This is a genomic window from Amycolatopsis camponoti, assembly GCF_902497555.1.
In the GTDB taxonomy this organism is placed as follows: Bacteria; Actinomycetota; Actinomycetes; order Mycobacteriales; family Pseudonocardiaceae; genus Amycolatopsis; species Amycolatopsis camponoti.
Genome location: NZ_CABVGP010000001.1, coordinates 1445650 through 1462635, shown reverse-complemented (window position 1 = coordinate 1462635; position 16986 = coordinate 1445650). Strand labels below are relative to the sequence as shown.

The 16986-nt window shown below is 74.6% G+C and carries 15 protein-coding genes; 14 read left to right on the top strand and 1 reads right to left on the bottom strand.

The features are described from left to right. Positions 1-5 precede the first annotated feature (5 nt). Complete coding sequence (locus AA23TX_RS07100; RefSeq protein ID WP_155541766.1) at positions 6-908, top strand: phosphotransferase family protein; 903 nt, start codon at positions 6-8, stop codon at positions 906-908. Here AA23TX_RS07100 and AA23TX_RS07095 read toward each other — a convergent pair. Continuing rightward, the gene (locus tag AA23TX_RS07095) at positions 885-3620 is read right to left on the bottom strand and encodes an FAD-binding and (Fe-S)-binding domain-containing protein (RefSeq protein WP_155541765.1); all 2736 of its coding nucleotides are present in this window, start codon (positions 3618-3620) and stop codon (positions 885-887) included. The two genes, AA23TX_RS07100 and AA23TX_RS07095, sit on opposite strands and share 24 nt — an antisense overlap. 84 nt (positions 3621-3704) lie before the next feature. Between AA23TX_RS07095 and AA23TX_RS07090 the strand changes: the two genes are divergently transcribed. The 13 genes from AA23TX_RS07090 to AA23TX_RS07030 all read left to right on the top strand — a co-directional run bounded on the left by AA23TX_RS07090 (position 3705) and on the right by AA23TX_RS07030 (position 16868). Further along, complete coding sequence (locus AA23TX_RS07090) at positions 3705-4844, top strand: GAF domain-containing sensor histidine kinase (RefSeq protein ID WP_155541764.1); 1140 nt, start codon at positions 3705-3707, stop codon at positions 4842-4844. After that, entirely contained in the window at positions 4820-5464 is a 645-nt protein-coding gene (locus AA23TX_RS07085; protein WP_196425209.1) for a response regulator, read from the top strand. Before AA23TX_RS07090 ends, AA23TX_RS07085 begins: the two co-directional genes overlap by 25 nt. A 136-nt stretch (positions 5465-5600) precedes the next feature. Beyond that, positions 5601-6611, top strand: a complete 1011-nt coding sequence (locus AA23TX_RS07080) for a polyprenyl synthetase family protein (protein ID WP_155541763.1) — start codon at positions 5601-5603, stop codon at positions 6609-6611. 19 nt (positions 6612-6630) lie between these two features. Continuing rightward, the gene (locus AA23TX_RS07075; protein WP_155541762.1) at positions 6631-8142 is read left to right on the top strand and encodes a prenyltransferase/squalene oxidase repeat-containing protein; all 1512 of its coding nucleotides are present in this window, start codon (positions 6631-6633) and stop codon (positions 8140-8142) included. Positions 8143-8150: 8 nt separating this feature from the next. After that, the gene (locus AA23TX_RS07070) at positions 8151-9362 is read left to right on the top strand and encodes a cytochrome P450 family protein (protein ID WP_155541761.1); all 1212 of its coding nucleotides are present in this window, start codon (positions 8151-8153) and stop codon (positions 9360-9362) included. Next, positions 9359-10252 carry a sulfotransferase domain-containing protein gene (locus AA23TX_RS07065; RefSeq protein WP_155541760.1) on the top strand — a complete coding sequence of 298 codons (894 nt, stop codon included), beginning with the start codon at positions 9359-9361 and terminating at the stop codon, positions 10250-10252. Before AA23TX_RS07070 ends, AA23TX_RS07065 begins: the two co-directional genes overlap by 4 nt. Next, positions 10249-11031: a class I SAM-dependent methyltransferase gene (locus AA23TX_RS07060; protein WP_155541759.1), complete on the top strand. Its 783-nt coding sequence runs from the start codon at positions 10249-10251 to the stop codon at positions 11029-11031. The genes AA23TX_RS07065 and AA23TX_RS07060 overlap by 4 nt, the downstream gene beginning before the upstream one ends. Further along, positions 11021-13303, top strand: coding sequence for a PEP/pyruvate-binding domain-containing protein (locus tag AA23TX_RS07055; protein WP_155541758.1), 2283 nt, complete (start codon positions 11021-11023; stop codon positions 13301-13303). Before AA23TX_RS07060 ends, AA23TX_RS07055 begins: the two co-directional genes overlap by 11 nt. Further along, entirely contained in the window at positions 13300-13911 is a 612-nt protein-coding gene (locus AA23TX_RS07050) for a gamma-glutamyl-gamma-aminobutyrate hydrolase family protein (protein WP_230862384.1), read from the top strand. Before AA23TX_RS07055 ends, AA23TX_RS07050 begins: the two co-directional genes overlap by 4 nt. Then, a complete protein-coding gene (locus AA23TX_RS07045; protein WP_155541757.1) occupies positions 13899-14642 on the top strand; it encodes a phosphocholine cytidylyltransferase family protein in 744 nt (247 codons plus the stop codon). The genes AA23TX_RS07050 and AA23TX_RS07045 overlap by 13 nt, the downstream gene beginning before the upstream one ends. Beyond that, the gene (locus AA23TX_RS07040; RefSeq protein WP_155541756.1) at positions 14639-15163 is read left to right on the top strand and encodes an adenylyl-sulfate kinase; all 525 of its coding nucleotides are present in this window, start codon (positions 14639-14641) and stop codon (positions 15161-15163) included. The genes AA23TX_RS07045 and AA23TX_RS07040 overlap by 4 nt, the downstream gene beginning before the upstream one ends. Then, a complete protein-coding gene (locus AA23TX_RS07035) occupies positions 15160-15987 on the top strand; it encodes a PHP domain-containing protein (protein ID WP_155541755.1) in 828 nt (275 codons plus the stop codon). Before AA23TX_RS07040 ends, AA23TX_RS07035 begins: the two co-directional genes overlap by 4 nt. Continuing rightward, positions 15984-16868 carry a terpene synthase family protein gene (locus tag AA23TX_RS07030; RefSeq protein ID WP_155541754.1) on the top strand — a complete coding sequence of 295 codons (885 nt, stop codon included), beginning with the start codon at positions 15984-15986 and terminating at the stop codon, positions 16866-16868. Before AA23TX_RS07035 ends, AA23TX_RS07030 begins: the two co-directional genes overlap by 4 nt. Positions 16869-16986 lie beyond the last annotated feature (118 nt).

Below are 16986 nucleotides of genomic sequence, written 5' to 3'. Positions count from 1 at the left end.
GGAGCATGGCGACCTTCCCGTCCGCGACGACCGAGGCGGAGTTTCGCACGCTCACCCGCGCGGCGCTGCTCCCCGCGGTCACGACGCTGCTGGGGCGGTCGGACGTCGTCCCGTTCGCCGAGGGTTCGCTGCCGGTGTACGCCGTCGGCGACGACCTCGTGCTCAAGCTGTACCCGCCGGTGTACCTCGCCGAGAGCACTACTGAGCGCACCGTCCTCGAAGCACTGCGTGGCACCCTGCCGACGCCGGCGGTGAAGGACGCGGGCGAGCGCGACGGCTGGGGCTGGCTGCTCATGGAACGCCTGCCCGGGCGGACACTCGCCGAGGCGTGGCCGGCACTGTCCACGGAGGACAGGCAGCGGCTGGTGCGCGAGCTGGGCGAGCTGCTGGCCACTCTGCACGCGGTCGACGACTCGAGGCTGGCCGCCCTGGCGCCCGCGGACTGGGCGGAGTTCGTGGCGGCACAACGCGAGAAGGTCGTCGAGCACCACCGGAAGACCGGATTGGACGAGACGTGGATCGAGCAGGTCCCGGCGTTCCTCGACGCCGTCGACTTCGGGACACCTTCGGTCGTGCCGCTGCACACGGAGTTCATGCGCGAGCACGTCATGGTCACCGAAGGCCGCATCACGGGCTTGTTCGACTTCGAGCCCGCGATGCGCGGCGCGGCGGAATACGACTTCGTCGCGGTGGGCCTGTTCGTGTCGAAAGGCGACGGCGACCTGCTGCGCCACTTCCTCGACGGTTACGGGCAGCCGATCGACCCGCGCCGGTGCCTGGCGTACGCGTTGCTGCACGTCTACAGCAACTTCACCTGGTACTTCGAGGAACTGCCGGCGCCGCCGGAGCCGACCCTCGACGCGCTCGCGGCCGCCTGGTGGGGCTCAGGGCAACGCGCGACGCAGTAGTTCCGCCAGGTGCACCGGGCGGCGGCCGGACTCCTGCTCGATCTGCGTGCGGCAGCTGAACCCGTCCGACACCACCACCGTCTCGTCCGAAGCCGCGCGGATCGCCGGCAGCATCCGGTCCTCCGCGACCGCCTTCGACACCTCGTAGTGCCCGCGCTCGAAGCCGAAGTTGCCCGCGAGGCCGCAGCAGCCCGAGTCGAGCGTCGTGTTGCGGACCCCGGCCGCGGCGAGCGCCGACTCGTCGGCGCCGAAGCCGAGTACCGCGTGCTGGTGGCAGTGCACCTGCGTGATCGCGTCGACGTCCAGCGCCGCGAACGGGATCGGGGCCCGCTCCAGCAGTTCCGCGAACGTGAACGTCCGGGACGCCAGCAGCGACGCCCGCGGGTCGCCCGGCAGCAGCGCCGGCAGGTCGCCGCGGAACAGGGCCGTGCAGCTCGGTTCCAGCCCGGCCACCTCGTAGCCGTCTTCGAGGTACGGCGCGAGCACCGAAAGCGTCCGGTCCAGGACGCGGCGCGCGACGCCGAGCTGGCCCGTCGAGACCCACGTCAGTCCACAACAGACTCCACGGTCCGGCAGGACGACATCGTAGCCCGCCGCGGTCAGGACCTCCCAAGCCGCGTCGAGCACCGAGGGCGTCAGGTAGTTGTTGAACGAATCCGGCCACAGGACGACCCGGCGCTCCCCCGACGCCCGCCGCCGCAGGTCCGCCCGCGACTTCGTGAACGGCGCGGGAGCGAACGACGGCAGATCTCGTTCCGGTGCGATCCCGCCGAGCCGTTTCACCAGACCCGCCACCCGGGAGCGTCCCACGGAGTTGGCGAGACGAGGCATCCGGGCACTGAGCCGCAGCCACAGCGGCAGCCAGCCCATCGAATAGTGCGACGCCGGCCGCAGCCGCCGCCGGTAGTGCTGGTGGAGGAACTCCGCCTTGTACGTCGCCATGTCGACGTCCACCGGGCAGTCCGACAGGCATCCCTTGCAGGACAGGCACAAGTCGAGAGCATCGTGGACCTCCGGCGATCGCCAGCCGTCCGTGATCACCTCGCCGTTGATCATCTCGGCGAGCAGGTGCGCCCGCCCGCGCGTCGAGTGCCGCTCCTCGCGGGTGGCCCGGTAGCTCGGGCACATCACGCCGCCGCCGCTGGTGTTGCGGCACTTGCCCACGCCGACGCAGCGCCGCATCGCCTGCCCGAAACTCCCCCGGTCTTCCGGGTAGCCGAGGAACACACTGCCCTCGAAGGCGGCTGACGTGGGCCGCACGCGCAGGTTCGCGTCGACCGGCCGCGGCGCCACCAGGATGCCGGGGTTCATCCGCCCGGCCGGGTCGAAGATCGCCTTGAAGCGCCCGAAGAGGTCCATCATCTCCGGGCTGTACATCCGGGACAGCAGCTCGGACCGCGCCTGGCCGTCACCGTGCTCGCCGGACAGCGAACCGCCGTGCGCGGCCACGAGGTCCGCGGCCTCCTCCAGGAACCGCCGGAAGCCCGCGACGCCGGAAGCCGACAGCAGGTCGAAGTCCAGCCGCAGGTGCAGGCAGCCCTCGCCGTAGTGCCCGTAGACGACGCTGCGCCGCCCGTGCGCCCGCATCAGCTCCTTGAACTCGCGCAGGTACGCGCCGAGCCGCTCGGGCGGGACGGCCGCGTCCTCCCAGCCCGGCCAGGCCTCCGAGCCGTCCGCGAGCCGCGTCGCGAGCCCCGCGCCCTCCTCGCGGATGCGCCAGAGCCCGCGTTGCGCGGCCGGGTCGTCCACGATCGCGAACCCGGTGAGGTCGAGCGACGCCGCCAACGCGCGGGCCCGCGAAACCGGGTCGTCGCCCGCCAGCTCGACGAACAGCCACGCGCCGCCCGGCGGCAGGTCGCCGGCCCGGCCCGGCAGCATCGCGACCAGCTCGGCGTCGACGCCTTCGACGGTCAGCGGCGACCACGGCAGGATCGCCGGAACCGCGTCCGCCGCCGCGATGTCGGACGGGAACCCCAGCACCGCCAGCACCTTCCGGTCCGGCAGCCGGGCGAGGGAGACGGTCGCCTCCAGGATCGTCACGCAGGTGCCTTCGCTACCGACTAGCGCCTTCGCGACGTCGAAGCCGTTCTCCGGCAACAGGTGTTCGAGCCCGTAGCCGGACACGCGCCGCGGCCACGTCGAAAGTTCCTTGCGCAGCAACGCCAGGTTGTCCCGCACCAGCGCCCGCAGCTCGTCGAAGATCCGGCCCTCGGTGGGTTCGTCCGGCCCGACCCGCAGCCGCGTGCCGTCGTAGAGCAGGACGTCGAGCGAGCGGACGACGTCGACCGTGCGCCCCCACGCCACCGAGTGCGAGCCGCACGCGTTGTTGCCGATCATCCCGCCGAGCGTGCAGCGGCTGTGCGTGGACGGGTCCGGCCCGAACCGCAGCCCGTGCGGCGCGGCGGCCGCCTGCAGGTCGTCGAGCACCGTGCCGGGCAGCACCCGCGCGAGCCGGGTCTCCGGGTCCAGCGAGAGCACCCCGCCGACGTGGCGCGAGGTGTCGATGACCAGGCCCGGGCCGCACGCGTTCCCCGCGACGCTCGTACCACCCCCGCGGGCGATCACCGGCAGGTCACGTTCGCGGGCGGCGGCCACCGCGGCGACGACGTCGTCGACCGTCTCCGGCAGGACCACCCCCCGCGGGACGTGGCGGTAGTTGGACGCGTCGGTGGTGTACAGCGCGAGCGTGGCGGCGTCGGTGAGGATCTCCACGCCCCCATTCAAGTCGACCGGCGGCGTCCGTACCTCTCCAGCCGGGTATGTCCGAAACCACAGTCCGTGTGCCATCGTGATCGCGTGACGGCAAAGGAGCACGTCGCCGAGTACAGCGCGGTGCTGGGCGAGCTGCTGCGCGAGCGCGAAAAGCTGCTCGGCACCCTCGACCGCGTCGCCGCGCTGCACGGGACCGCGCGCCTGGTCCGGGAGACGGTCGGCGCGAAGGCCGGGTTCGTCGCCGAGCTCGACCGGCCCGGGCTCGCCGTGATCCGCTGGATGTCCGGCACCCGGACGGACTCGCTGCAGGACCTCGAAGTGCCCGTCGGCCAGGGCATCGGCGGGCGCGTGCTGGCGCTGGGGCGCCCGGTCCGGGTCGCCGACTACGTCAGCTCGCCCGCGATCACCCACCAGTTCGACGCCCAGGTGCGCGGCGAAGGCCTGGCCGCGATGCTCGCCGTCCCGGTCGTCGCGCGCGGCGAGACCGTCGCCATCGCCTACGCCGCCATGCGCGAGCCCGCCGACTTCGGCGACGACGCCGTCCGGCGGATGGAAGAGGTCGCCCGCCAGGCCGGGACGGCCCTGCAGCTGGCGAAGGTCGCCGAAACCGACCGCACGGCCGCGGTGGCCGGCGAACGCCTGCGGATGCAAAGCGCGCTGCACGACTCGGTCGGCGCGCTGCTGTTCTCCATCGGCGTCCAGGTGCGCGACCTGCACGACGACGTCCGCGAACACCCCGGCCTGGAAGCGCGGCTGCGCCGGCTGGAAGGCGACGTCTCGGCGGCGGCCGGGGCACTGCGGGAGTCGCTGCTGGCGCTTTCGGAGTCGAGCCCGGAGCGAGCGCTGCCGGTCGAGCTGGCCGAGCACTGCCGCTCGTTCCAGGCGCGCTGCGGCGTCCCGGCCCGGTTCGTGCAGCTCGCGGCGGTGCCGCCGCTGGACGCCGAACGGACCGCGCTGCTCGTGGCCGCGGTCCGCGAAGGCCTGCTGAACGTCGAGAAGCACGCCAAGGCGTCGTCGGTGATCGTCAGCCTGCTGCCCAGCGACGACGGCGTCCAGGTGGTCGTCGCGGACGACGGCACCGGCGCGGCGGCCGTCCCCGGCACGGGCGTCGGCCTGCGGACGCTCAGCGGACGCGCCTTGCGGCTGGGCGGCCGGGTCAGCCTGGTCCGCGACGAGGACGACGGCTGCACGCTGCGCGCGTGGGTGCCGCTGGTGCGGCCGTGACCCCCGCCGGCGTCTTCGTCGTCGACGACCACCCGGTGGTCCGCGACGGCGTGACACTGCTGCTGCGCTCGGACCCGTGCCTGACCGTGATCGGCTCGGCGGAGTCCGGGCGGCTGGCGATCGAGCGGGTGGCATCGCTGGCCCCCGATCTGATCCTGCTCGACCTGCGGCTGCCGGACATGCTCGCGCCGGAGGTCGTCACCGAGCTGCGCCGGGTGCATCCCGAGGGCAAGATCGTGGTGTTCACCGCGCACGGCGACCACCAGGGCGTGCTGGCCGCGCTGGAGTCGGGCGCGCACGGCTGCCTGCTCAAGGACGCCGCGGGCGCACAGCTGGTCACCGAGCTGCGGCGGGTACTGCGCGGCGAACGCGTCGTCGACCCGCGGATCCTCCCGGACGCCGGGCAGCGCTCGGACGCACTGGCCCGCAGCGGCCTGACTCGCCGCGAGTACGAGGTGCTGCGACTGGCCGCCCAGGGCCAGACGAACCCGGAGATCGCGGAGTCGACGGGCCTGGCGCGGAACACGGTGAAGACGTACCTGCAGTCGGCGCTGCACAAGCTGGGCGCCCGCAACCGCGTCGAGGCCATCGGCAAGGCCAGCGAGGCCGGCTTGCTCTGACTGTCCACTGAGGACGGACACCTCTCCCCGCATGCGAAACGCACCTCCGGCACGTGCGCCATCGACTGGTGGCCGGGTGCGCGCCCGCAGGACGATGCCAGTTCGGGATCGGTCCGGCGAGGGAGGGCGTTCTGAGATGACGACGCAGGAAGACCTTTCCGCCGGGGAGATCATGGCGTGGGGACGGGACCTGGTGACGCCGGCGCTGCGCGTCGCCGTGAAGCGCTTGCCGACGGAGATGGCCGACCTGGCCGCGCACCACTTCGGCTGGAGCACCGGCGGGGACGGCGGCAAGGCGGTCCGGGCGACCCTGGCGCTGCTGGCCGCGGAAGCGGTCGGCGCGCGGCCGGCCGACGCGCTGGACGCGGCCGTCGCCGTCGAGCTCGTGCACAACTTTTCCCTGCTGCACGACGACATCATGGACGGCGACCGGACGCGGCGGCACCGGCCCACCGCCTGGGTGGCCTTCGGGGTCCCGGCGGCGATCCTCGCCGGGGACGCGCTGCTGGCGCTGGCCGGGCAGGTGCTCGCCGAAAGCGACGGCCCGCTGGCCGGGCCCGGGCCCGGGTGGCTGGCCGAAGCGCTGCTCGCCCTCGTCGAGGGGCAGAACGCGGACCTGAACCTGGCCGGGCGTGAACGGGCGGGGCTGGCGGAGTGCGTCGAAATGGCCGCGGGCAAGACCGCGGCGCTGCTGGCCGCCTCCTGCGCGCTCGGCGCCTGCGCGGGCGGCGCCGACCCCGCGCGTACCGCCGCGCTGAAGGAGTTCGGCGGTCACCTGGGGCTCGCCTTCCAGCTGGTCGACGACCTGCTCGGGATCTGGGGCGACCCGGCGGTCACCGGGAAGCCGGTCCGCGCCGACCTCGCGGCCCGCAAGAAGTCCCTGCCGGTGGTGGCCGCGTTGAACGCCGGCGGGCCGGCCGCGCGCGAGCTGGCCGAGCGCTACGCCTCCCCGGAGCCGTTCGGCGAAGCGGAGGAGATCGCGGTGGCCGCGCTCGTCGAGCGGGCGGGTGGCCGGGAGTGGGCCCGAGCCGAGTCCCGGCGCCGCCTCGCGGCCGCACTGGCGGCGCTGGCCGAAGCCCGCCCGGTGCCCCGCGCCGCCGACCGGCTGACCCGCATCGCGCGGCTCGTCGTCGACCGGGACCGCTGAGACCGTGCGAGGAGAGAGCATGTCCCCGGTCCACGAACTGCTCGACAGCCTGCTCACCGAGCCGGCGGGCCAGGTCTCGCCCTCGGTGTACGCGACCGGGCGGCTGGTGACCTCGGCGCCCTGGCTCACCGGCCACCACGACCGCCGGGAGTACCTGCTGGCCACGCAACGTCCCGACGGCACCTGGGGTGAGGTCGACGGCTACCGGCTGGTCCCCACGCTCAGCGCCACCGAGGCACTGCTGACCGCGCTGCGCCGGGACCGGCTCGATCCGGGTCCGCGCGCGCGGCTGCTCGGCGCCACCGAATCCGGCCTGGCCGCCCTGGTCCGGCTGCTGGGGACCGGCGAGCCCGTCGCCTTGCCCGACACCGTCGCCGTCGAGCTGCTCGTGCCCGACCTGATCGAGCAGGTGAACGCGCACGGGTTCGCCCGGCTGCCCGTCCCGCGCAACGTCGACGCCGCCAAGCCGGCGCAGATCCGGGCCGCCGTGGCCGCCGGGGTGCCGGTCCCGACGAAGCTCGCGCATTCGCTCGAACTGGCCGGCCCCGCCGCCGCGGGCGCGGCGACCGTGACCGCGTACGCCGGGGCGGTCGGCTGCTCACCGCCGTCCACGGCCGTGTGGCTGGCCGACGCCGGCTTCCGCGAGCGCCGGGGAGACAGCGTGCGCTTCCTGGAAGGCCTGGTCGCGCGGCACCGCGGGCCGGTGCCCGCCGTGGTGCCCATCACCGAATTCGAACGGGCGTGGGTCGTCGCCGACGTCGTGCGCGGGTTCCCCGGGACCGGGGTGCCCGCGGAGCTCGTGCGCGCCCTGGGCTCCGCGGTGGCCGCGGGGCCGGCCGGGGGCGGCCCCGGGCTGCCGCCCGACGCGGACACGACCAGCGCCACGTTCTTCGCCCTGTCCCGGCTGGGCAGGCACCGCGCTCCCGAGTGCCTCTTCGAGTTCGAGCTGGCCGACCACTTCTGCTGCTGGCACGGCGAACGGACGGCGTCGCCGACCGCCAACGCCCACGTCCTGGAGGCCTTCGACGCGCACTTGGCGCACCGCCCGGCCGACGCCGCCCGGTACCGCGCGGCGAGCGCGAAGATCGTCCGGTTCCTCGGCGAGACGCAGGAAGCGGACGGCAGCTGGGCCGACAAGTGGCACGCCTCCCCGTACTACGCGACCGCCTGCTGCGTGCAGGGCCTGACCGTGCCGGCGGCGGCCGGCCCCGGCGCGGCCGCGGCGATCCGGCACGCGGTGGCCTGGGTGCTCGCCACCCAGCGCCCGGACGGCTCCTGGGGCCGGTGGGCCGCCACCGCCGAGGAGACCGCGTACGCCCTGCGCGTCCTGCTCGCCGCCGAGTCCCCCGAAGCCGGCCGGGCGATCGCGGCGGGCGAGGCGTGGCTGCGTGGCCTCGGCGGCCGGTACGACCTGGTCCCCCTGTGGCACGACAAGGACCTCTACACCCCGGTCGCGGTGGTCCGTGCGGCGATCCTCGCCACCGGCAACCAGCTGCGGTACCGCTCAGCGGTCCGCGGGATCGCGAGCTGAGGCCGGCCATGACCACGGAAGACCTCACCACCGCCACCGCGCTGGACAAGAGCTACGTCGACGATCTGTTCGGGGTGTCGGCGCGGCTGCGGGCCGCCGGTCCGGTGCACCGGGTCGTCACCCCGGAGGGGGAACCCGCCTGGCTCGTCACGCGGTACGCCGACGTCCGGGCGGCGCTCACCGACCCCGCCCTGTCCCTGGACAACGCGAACGCCCGGGCCGGCTACCGCGGCTCGGCGCTGCCCCCGGCGCTGGCGCGGCACCTGCTCAACACCGACCCGCCCGACCACACGCGGCTGCGCCGGCTCGTGGGCCAGGCCTTCACCGCGCGCCGGGTCGACGGTCTGGCCGGCGGGATCCGAACCGCCGCCGACGCGCTGCTCGACGGGCTCGCCGGGCAGGCGGGCGCGGACCTGGTGACCGCCTACGCCGCCCCGTTGCCGATGACCGTCATCTGTGACCTGCTCGGCGTCCCCGCGGCGGACCAGGGCCAGTTCCGCGAGTGGACGCACATCCTGGTCGACTCGGCGCCGGACCGCGGACGGCGGCTGCGGGCCGCGGTGACGGGCATCGACGGCTACACCCGCGACCTGATCCGGCGCAAGCGCGCGGAGCCCGGCGACGACCTGCTCTCGGCCCTCATCGAGGCCCGTGACGTCGGCGACCGGCTGTCCGAGGACGAGCTGACGTCGTTCACGTTCGTCCTGTTCGCCGCCGGCTACGAGACGTCGATGGGGCTGATCTCCGTCGGCCTGCTCGAACTGCTGCGCCGGCCGGCGCTGTGCGCGGCCGTCCGCGCCGACCCGGCCCGGCTGCCCGGGCTCGTGGAGGAACTGCTGCGGTTCTGCGTGCCCGCCGCGCTGGCCACCCGGCGGTTCGCGCTCGGCCGGGTCGAGATCGGCGGTGTCCGGATCCCACCCGGTGACCTGGTGCTGCTGTCGCTGGCCTCGGCCAACCGGGACCCGGAACGGTTCGACCACGCCGATGAGCTCCGGCCGTCCCGCGGGCCCGGGCACCTCGCCTTCGGCCACGGGATCCACCACTGCCTCGGCGCGCCGCTGGCCCGGCTCGAAGCCCGCATCGCCCTCGACCGGCTGCTGGCCCGCTTCCCCGGCCTCGCGCCGGCCGACCCGGCCGCACCGCCGCGGTGGCGGCCCTCCACCCGCACGCACGGGCTGCTGGAGCTGCCCGTCACCTTCGGAAAGGACCCCGGATCGTGAGCGAAGAAACCCGCGGCGACGTCGCGGAACAGACCCGGGCGCTGGCCGGCCGCTACGAACGCAACGCGGCCCTGCTGGGCGCCGGCGACGTCGTGGTCGCCACGGTGCCCGGCTCGGGCTCGTCCCTCTTCGGCACGCTGATCCTGGAGCTCGGCTTCCAGCACCTGGACCAGTACTTCAACATCCTGCACGAGGACGGCTCGATCGACACGGACCCGGCCTTCGCGGCGATCCGGACCCGCATGTCGGGGTACGCCGCGCTCGACGACGGCACGAGGTCCGCGCCGGACGACGGCCGCGCCCGGTTCTACCGCTGCCAGGTCCCGCCGGCGGGCTTCGACCTCGGCGCCCTGCACGGCGCGGTCGTGCTGGTGCGCGACCCGCGCGACGCCGTGCACTCGCTCTACCAGTTCCTCGGCAAGTACGCCGCCCGCCAGGGACTCGCCGAACCGGGCACCTTCCGGGACTTCCTGGCGAGCACCGGGTTCAACGGCTCGCCGCCGGTACGCGCGTGGACCGACGTCTACGCCGGCTGGCTCGCCGCGCGGCCGGAGCTGAAGCGGTTCGCCGTCGTGCACTTCGCCGATCTCAAGCGGCGGCCGGTCGAAGCCGTCACCGAGCTGCTCGCCACGCTCGAACTGGACGTGGCGCCCGAGGTCGTCGCGCGGGCGGTGGAGCGTTCGTCGTTCGAGTCCATGCGCAAGCACGAGGACAAGGCCGTCACCACACTGTCCGAAAAGGACGCTCCGGACCTGCGCATGATGCGGCGCGGCAAGGTCGACGAGTGGCAGGAGTGGTTCACGCCGGAAATGGCACCGTATTTCGCCGACCCCGGGCTGCGGGCCGTCGCCGCCGAGCTCGGGTACCGCTGGGAAGGAACCGATCGATGACTCAGGTCGAGTACGAATACGCCGACTTCACCGCCTACGCCTCGACGTACGAACAGCGCCCGGACTACGCGCCGCGAGCGATCGAGGCGGCGCTGCGCACCACCGGCGTCCGCCCGGGCGACCCGGTCTGCGACGTCGGCTCGGGTTCGGCGCACCTGGCGATTCCCCTGCTGGAGTACGGGCTCCGCGTCGACGCCGTGGAACCGACGGCCGCCATGCGGGAGATCGGGCAGCGCCGCACCGCGGGCTTCGACACCGTCTCGTGGTCCGAGGGCGTCGGCGAACGCACCGGGCGCCCGGACCACGCCTACGAGCTGGTGACCTTCGGCAGCTCGTTCGACCGGACCGACCAGCCGGCCGCGCTGCGCGAGACCGCGCGGCTGCTGCGGCCCGGCGGGCACTTCCTGTGCTGCTGGAACCACCGCGACTTCGACGACCCGCTGCAGGCGGCGATCCAGGAGCTGATCGCGAGCGAGGTCCCCGGCTTCCGCTACGGCCTGCGCCGCGAGGACCCGACGCGGGTGATCGTGGACAGCGGCCGGTTCACCGAGCCGGTGCACATCGCGAGCACGGTCGTGCACGAGCTCGACAGCGCGGCCTGGTGCGCGGCCTGGAGCTCGCACATGACGCTCGGCGACCAGGCGGGCGAGCGGTTCGAAGCGGTCTTGGACGGCATCTCCGCGCTGGTCCGCGAACGCGCCGGCGACCGGATCCGCGTCCCGTACACGACCCGGATGTGGGTCGCGAAGCTGCGGGAGGACGCCGGGGATGCGCGGTGACCCGATCCCCCTCGGTACGAAGGCCCGCACGCTGGCCCGGCTGACCGGCCGGATCCGGACGGCCGGGATCCTCCCGCTCGACTTCGTCGACCACGCCACCTGGCAGGCGTCCCGCCGGGACGCCCTGCGCCGGCTGTACGCGCACCCGTGGGCCGGCGGCGCGCTGATCGTGCGCAGCAGCGCGCTGGGCGAGGACTCCGCGACGGCGTCCGGGGCCGGCCAGTACCTCACGCTCACCCGGGTGCACGGCGCGCACGAGCTGGAAGTCGCGGTGGAGAAGGTGTTCGCGTCCTACGGTGACCCGCGGCCGGGCGACGAGGTGCTGATCCAGCCGGAGCTGCTCGACGTCGTCCGGTCCGGGGTCGCGTGCACGCACGAGACGACCAGTGGCGCGCCCTACACCGTGATCAGCTGGAGCGAGGAAGCCGACACCGACGTCGTGACCGGCGGGCGGGAAGGCGACGTGCGAACGTGGTACGGCGCGGCGTACTCGGGCGCGACCGGCCCCGGCCCGGTGCCGGAAGTGCTGGCGCTGCTGGCGGAACTGCGCGGGCTCACCGGGCAGCGGCGGCTGGACGTCGAGTTCGCCGTCGCCACCGGCGGCCGCTTGGTCCTGCTCCAGGTGCGCCCGCTCGCCTGCGTGTCCGACGCGGTCCCCGAGCCGGCGCACGACGCCCTGCTGACCCGGGTCGAGCGCGCGGTCGCGGCGGCGACCGCCACCCCGGGCGCCGGTCTCGGCGACCGGACCGCGTACGGGATCATGCCGGACTGGAACCCGGCCGAGATGATCGGCCTGCGGCCACGGCCGCTGGCCCTGTCGCTCTACCGCCGCCTGATCACCGACACCGTGTGGGCCCGCGCCCGGCACCGCTACGGCTACCGCGACCTGCGCGAGACCCCGCTCTTGGCGAGTTTCTGCGGCCTGCCCTACATCGACGTCCGGGCGAGCGTCACCTCCCTGATCCCGCGCGGGGTGCCGGACGAGCTCGCCGCGCGGCTCACCGAGGCGTGGGTGGCGCGGCTGCTGGAGCGGCCGGAGCTGCACGACAAGCTCGAGTCGCGCATCGTGGTCTCGTCGCTGGGCCTGCGCGCGCCCGGGCGCACAGCCGGGTTGCGCGGCTTCGCGCCCGAAGAAGTCCGGCTCCTGGAAACCGTGCTGCGGCGGCACACCGACGACCTGCTCAAAAGTCCCTTGTGGACAGACGATCTGCGAAGGGTCGCCGGCCTGCGCTCCGGCGGGCCGGCCGGGCTGCTCGCCCGTCTCGGTCACTGCGCGGAGCACGGCACCCTGCCGTTCGCCGGGCTGGCCAGGGCGGCGTTCATCGGCAACGAGCTGCTCGACGACCTCGTGGCCGAAGGCGTGTTCACCGAGGACGAGAAGGCGCGGTTCATCGGCGGCCTCGGCCTGGTGACCGGCGAACTGAACCGGGACTTCGCGGCCCTCGCCCCCGCGGACTTCCTCGCCCGCTACGGACACCTGCGGCCGGGCACCTACGACATCCGTTCGCTGCGCTACGACGAGGATCCGGCGCACTACTTCGACTGGTCGGCGCGCCGTGCCGAGGAGCCGCCCGCGGCGTTCACCCCGAGCCGGGCCCAGCTCGGCCGGATCGGCGCGCTGCTCGACCGGGCCGGCCTCACCGCGGGGCCGCGGCGGCTGCTGGAGTTCATCGGCAGCGGCATCCGCGGCCGGGAGCTGGCCAAGTTCGAGTTCAGCCGCGTGCTGTCCGACGTGCTGAGCGACCTGCGCCGGTTGGGCGAGCGGCACGGCTTTTCCGCCGACGACCTGTCCTTCGCCGAGATCGGGGTACTCGGCGAGCTGACCGGGGACGCCGGGCGCGACCGCGCGGCACTGGCGGCCGCGACCGACCAGGGCCGGCAGCGGTACGAGGTGACCCGCCGCGTGACGCTGCCCCCGCTCCTGGCCGGCCCGGCCGACGTCCGCAGCTTCACGCTTTCCTCGGTGCAGCCGACCTACGTGACGCAGGCCCGGGTGCGGGCGAAGGTCGCCGACGTCGACGCGGGCGACCGGCCGGACGGCGCGATCGCCCTGGTCAGCAGCGCCGACCCGGGCTACGACTGGCTGTTCGCGCGCGGGATCGCCGGCCTCGTCACGGCCTACGGCGGGGTCAACTCGCACATGGCGATCCGGGCGATCGAGCTCGGCGTCCCCGCCGTGATCGGCGTCGGCGAGCAGCTGTTCCGGCGCTGGTCGGCCGCGACCGCGCTCGACCTCGACGCCGCGAACCGGCACGTGGCGGTGATCCCGTGACGGCCGCGGTCCCCGTCGGGATCAGCCAGCGCAGCCTGCCCCCGACGGAGTTCGGGGAACGCCGCTTCGGGCTGGACCGCCGGTGGTTCCCGTTCCTCGAGGTGTGCGGCCTGGTCCCGGTCCCGCTGCCGAACCTCGCCGAAGTCGCCGTCCGCACCGCCGAAGCGCTGGGCCTGCGCGGCCTGGTGCTGACCGGCGGCGACGACCTCGGGCGCTACGGCGGCCCGACCCCCGACCGCGACGAGACCGAGCGGGCCCTGCTGGGCTGGGCGAGCGCCGCGGGGCTGCCGGTTCTCGGGGTCTGCCGGGGTGCGCAGCTGCTGCTGGACGCGCACGGCGCGGAGCTCGTGGCGGTCGGTGGCCACGTCGCCGTGCGGCACGTGCTGTCCGACGGCCGGCCGGTCAACAGCTACCACCGGCGCGCGGCCTTGTCCGTGTCTCCGCCGCTGCGGGTCACCGCGACCTGCGGTCCGGTCGTGGAAGCCTTCGAGCACGAGCGGGCGGCGATCACCGGCGTCATGTGGCACCCGGAACGCGAAGAGCCGCCCTCGCCCGAGGACGTGCGGCTGGTGCGGCGGTTGTTCGGGAGCACGCCGTGCGCGCGGTGATCCTGGCCGCCGGACGCGGCAAGCGGCTGGGCACCGCCACCGACGACCGGCCCAAGTGCCTGGTCGAGCTCGCCGGCCGGAGCCTGCTCGACCGGCAGCTCACCGCCCTGCGCGCCGGCGGCGCACCGGAGGTCGCGGTCGTCGCGGGCTGGCACGCCGAGCGGTTCGCCACCCACCGCCTGACGGTGTTCCGCAACGACCGCTGGGCGGAGACGACGCAGGTGGAGTCCTTGCTGGCCGCGGATCCGTGGCTGCGCGCGGGCCCGGTCGTCGTGAGCTACGGCGACATCGTGTACTCGGCGGAGACGGTCCGCGCGCTGATCGCCTGCCCGCACGAGCTCGCCATCGCCTACGACCCCGGCTGGCGGGCGGTGTGGGAACGCCGGTTCGCCGAGCCGCTCGACGACGCCGAGACGTTCCGGCTCGGCGAGGCGGGCCTGCTGACCGAAATCGGCGGCCGCCCGCGGTCCGTGGCCGAGGTCGAAGGCCAGTACGTCGGGCTGCTCAAGTTCACCCCACCGGCCTGGGCCCTGGTCCGTGCGGTCGTCCGCACCGAGGCCGCGGTGCACGGCGCCGACCTCACCGGCTTGCTGCGGTTCCTGCTGCGCGAGCGCGGCACGGCGATCGGGACGACGCCGGTGAGCGGGCCGTGGTGGGAGTTCGACCAGCCGTCCGACATCGCGGCCGGGCTCGGGGTGCTCGCCGAGCTGGATCGCCGGGAGGGGACGTGAGCGGCCCCGGTGTCGTCTGGCTGACCGGGCTGTCCGGGGCGGGCAAGAGCACCGTCGCCGAGCTGCTCGACGCGCGGCTGCGGGCGGACGGGATCGTCCCGGTGCGGCTCGACGGCGACGAGATGCGGGCGATGCTGCCGTTCCGGCCCGGCTACACCCGGGCGGACCGGCTGCGGCTGGCCCGGTTCTACGCCCGGTTGGCCGCCGGCTTCGCCGCGCGGGGGCACCTGGTGATCTGTGCGACGATTTCGCTGTTCCACGAGGTCCACGCGTGGAACCGGGCCCACGTGCCCGGCTACTTCGAGGTGTGGCTGCGGGTGCCCGTGCCCGAGCTGCGCACGCGGGCCGGGCGCGCGGCGCTCTACCGCGGCGCCGACGAGGTCGTCGGCGCCGGGATCGAGCCCGAGCTGCCGCGGTGGCCGGACCTCGTGATCGACAACCGCCCGCCGGTGACCGCCGAGCAGGCCGCCGAACTGGTCCACACCGCCTGGCGGCGGAGGATCGGGAGGGAAGCCGCATGACGATCGACCTGCACGCGCACAGCACCGCCTCGGACGGGACGACCCCGCCCGCGGAGATCCCGCTGCTGGCGGCGAAAGCCGGTCTCGAGGTGGTCGCCCTCACCGACCACGACACCTTCGCCGGACTGGCCGAGGCCGGCCGCGCCGCCGCGGACGCCGGGATCGAGCTGGTGCCCGGCGTCGAGATCTCCTGCCGCCTCGACGACGCCGAGGTCCACCTGCTCGGCTACTTCCCCGACCCCGGCTCCGCGCCCCTCGCCGCCGAGCTGGAGCTGATCCGCACCGACCGGGCCCGCCGCGCGGTCCGGATGGTCGAGCGCTGCCGGGAGCTGGGCGCGCCGATCACCCTCGACCAGGTCGAGGCGATCGCGGCGGGCGCACCGCTCGGCCGTCCGCACGTCGCGGCGGCCCTCGTCGCGGCGGGCGTGGTCGCCGAGACCCGCGCGGCCTTCACCGACGACTGGCTCGGCGACGGCGGCCGCGCCGACGTCCCGAAGCACGTACTGTCCACTGTGGATGCGATCGCGCTGGTCCGCGCGGCCGGGGGCGCGACGGTGCTGGCCCACCCGCGGTCGGAGAAGCGCCGCGCCGAGGTGTCCGACGCGCAGCTGGCCGTGCTGGCCGGGGCAGGCCTCGCCGGGATCGAAGCCGATCACCCGGAACAGCCGCCCGAGGTCGCGCGGCGGCTCCGGGAGGTCGCCGCCGGGCTCGGCCTGCTCACCACCGGCTCCAGCGACTTCCACGGCGACCGCAAGCCGGTCCGCCTCGGCGAGTTCACCACCCCGCCGGACGTTCTGGCGGCCCTGCGCGAGGCCGCGCGATGACGGCGGCCGCGATCGACCTCGCCGGGGCACCGTCACCGGAGGTCTACGTCGGGCTGGTCGCGCGGTTCCTGCGAACGCACGGCGAACTGCGGAAGTGGGCGGCAGGCTACGGCGACCTGCTGCCCGACTCGCTGCTCGAACCGCTCTGCCTGATGCACGTCTTCCACGCGCCCTGGCAAAGCGCCGATGACCTGCGGCTGCACAACCGCATGGCGGCTTGGCTGTTCGCACTCGACAACCACGCGGAGGGCGCGGCGACGCAGGCCGCCCTCGACGAGCTCGTCGACCGCTGCCGGCGCGTGCTCGACGGCCGGGAGCCCGAAGACGCCTTCGGCCGCTGCCTGCGGGACATCCGGGCCGAGCTGCGCGGGTCGCCGCTGTGGCCGCGGCTGGGTTCGCGCTGGCGGGACCTGCTGCTGGAGACGCTGGCGGCCATGCGCGCCGAACGGCTCCTCCGGCAGCGGGTGGACGACGGCGGTCCGGCCCCCACGGTCGCGGAATACCTCGCGAACTGCGACAACGCCGAGGTCCGGATCGCCTACTTCACGTACTGGCTGTCGATGGGCGGCACCGCCCTGCTCGACCACCCCGACGTCCTCATGCCCGCACTGTGGGAGGCCCAGGTAGCGACGCGGTGGGCGAACGACTTCCGCAGCGCCCAGCGCGAGACCGCGGAGCCGACCGCGCTCGACTTCCGGCTGCTGGGGATCGCGCCGGACGAGGCGCTCCGGCTGGCCCACGCGGCCGCCGGCCGGTGTCAGCGGCTCCTCGCGCCCCTGGTCGCGGCTTCGGTGCCGGAGGCGCTGGTGCTCGACCGGATGGCCCGCGCCGTGGTCGGCTTCTACGGCGTCAGTGACTACCGCCCCGAGGGCCGGGCCTGACCTCACCTTGACCGTTTCGTAGCCGCTTACCTCTCCACGTGGGGGTATCGGCCGGCCCGGCCCCACCGCAGGATGACCGCCACCGACAGTGACTCACGTCACACGAGCGGAGGAGGCG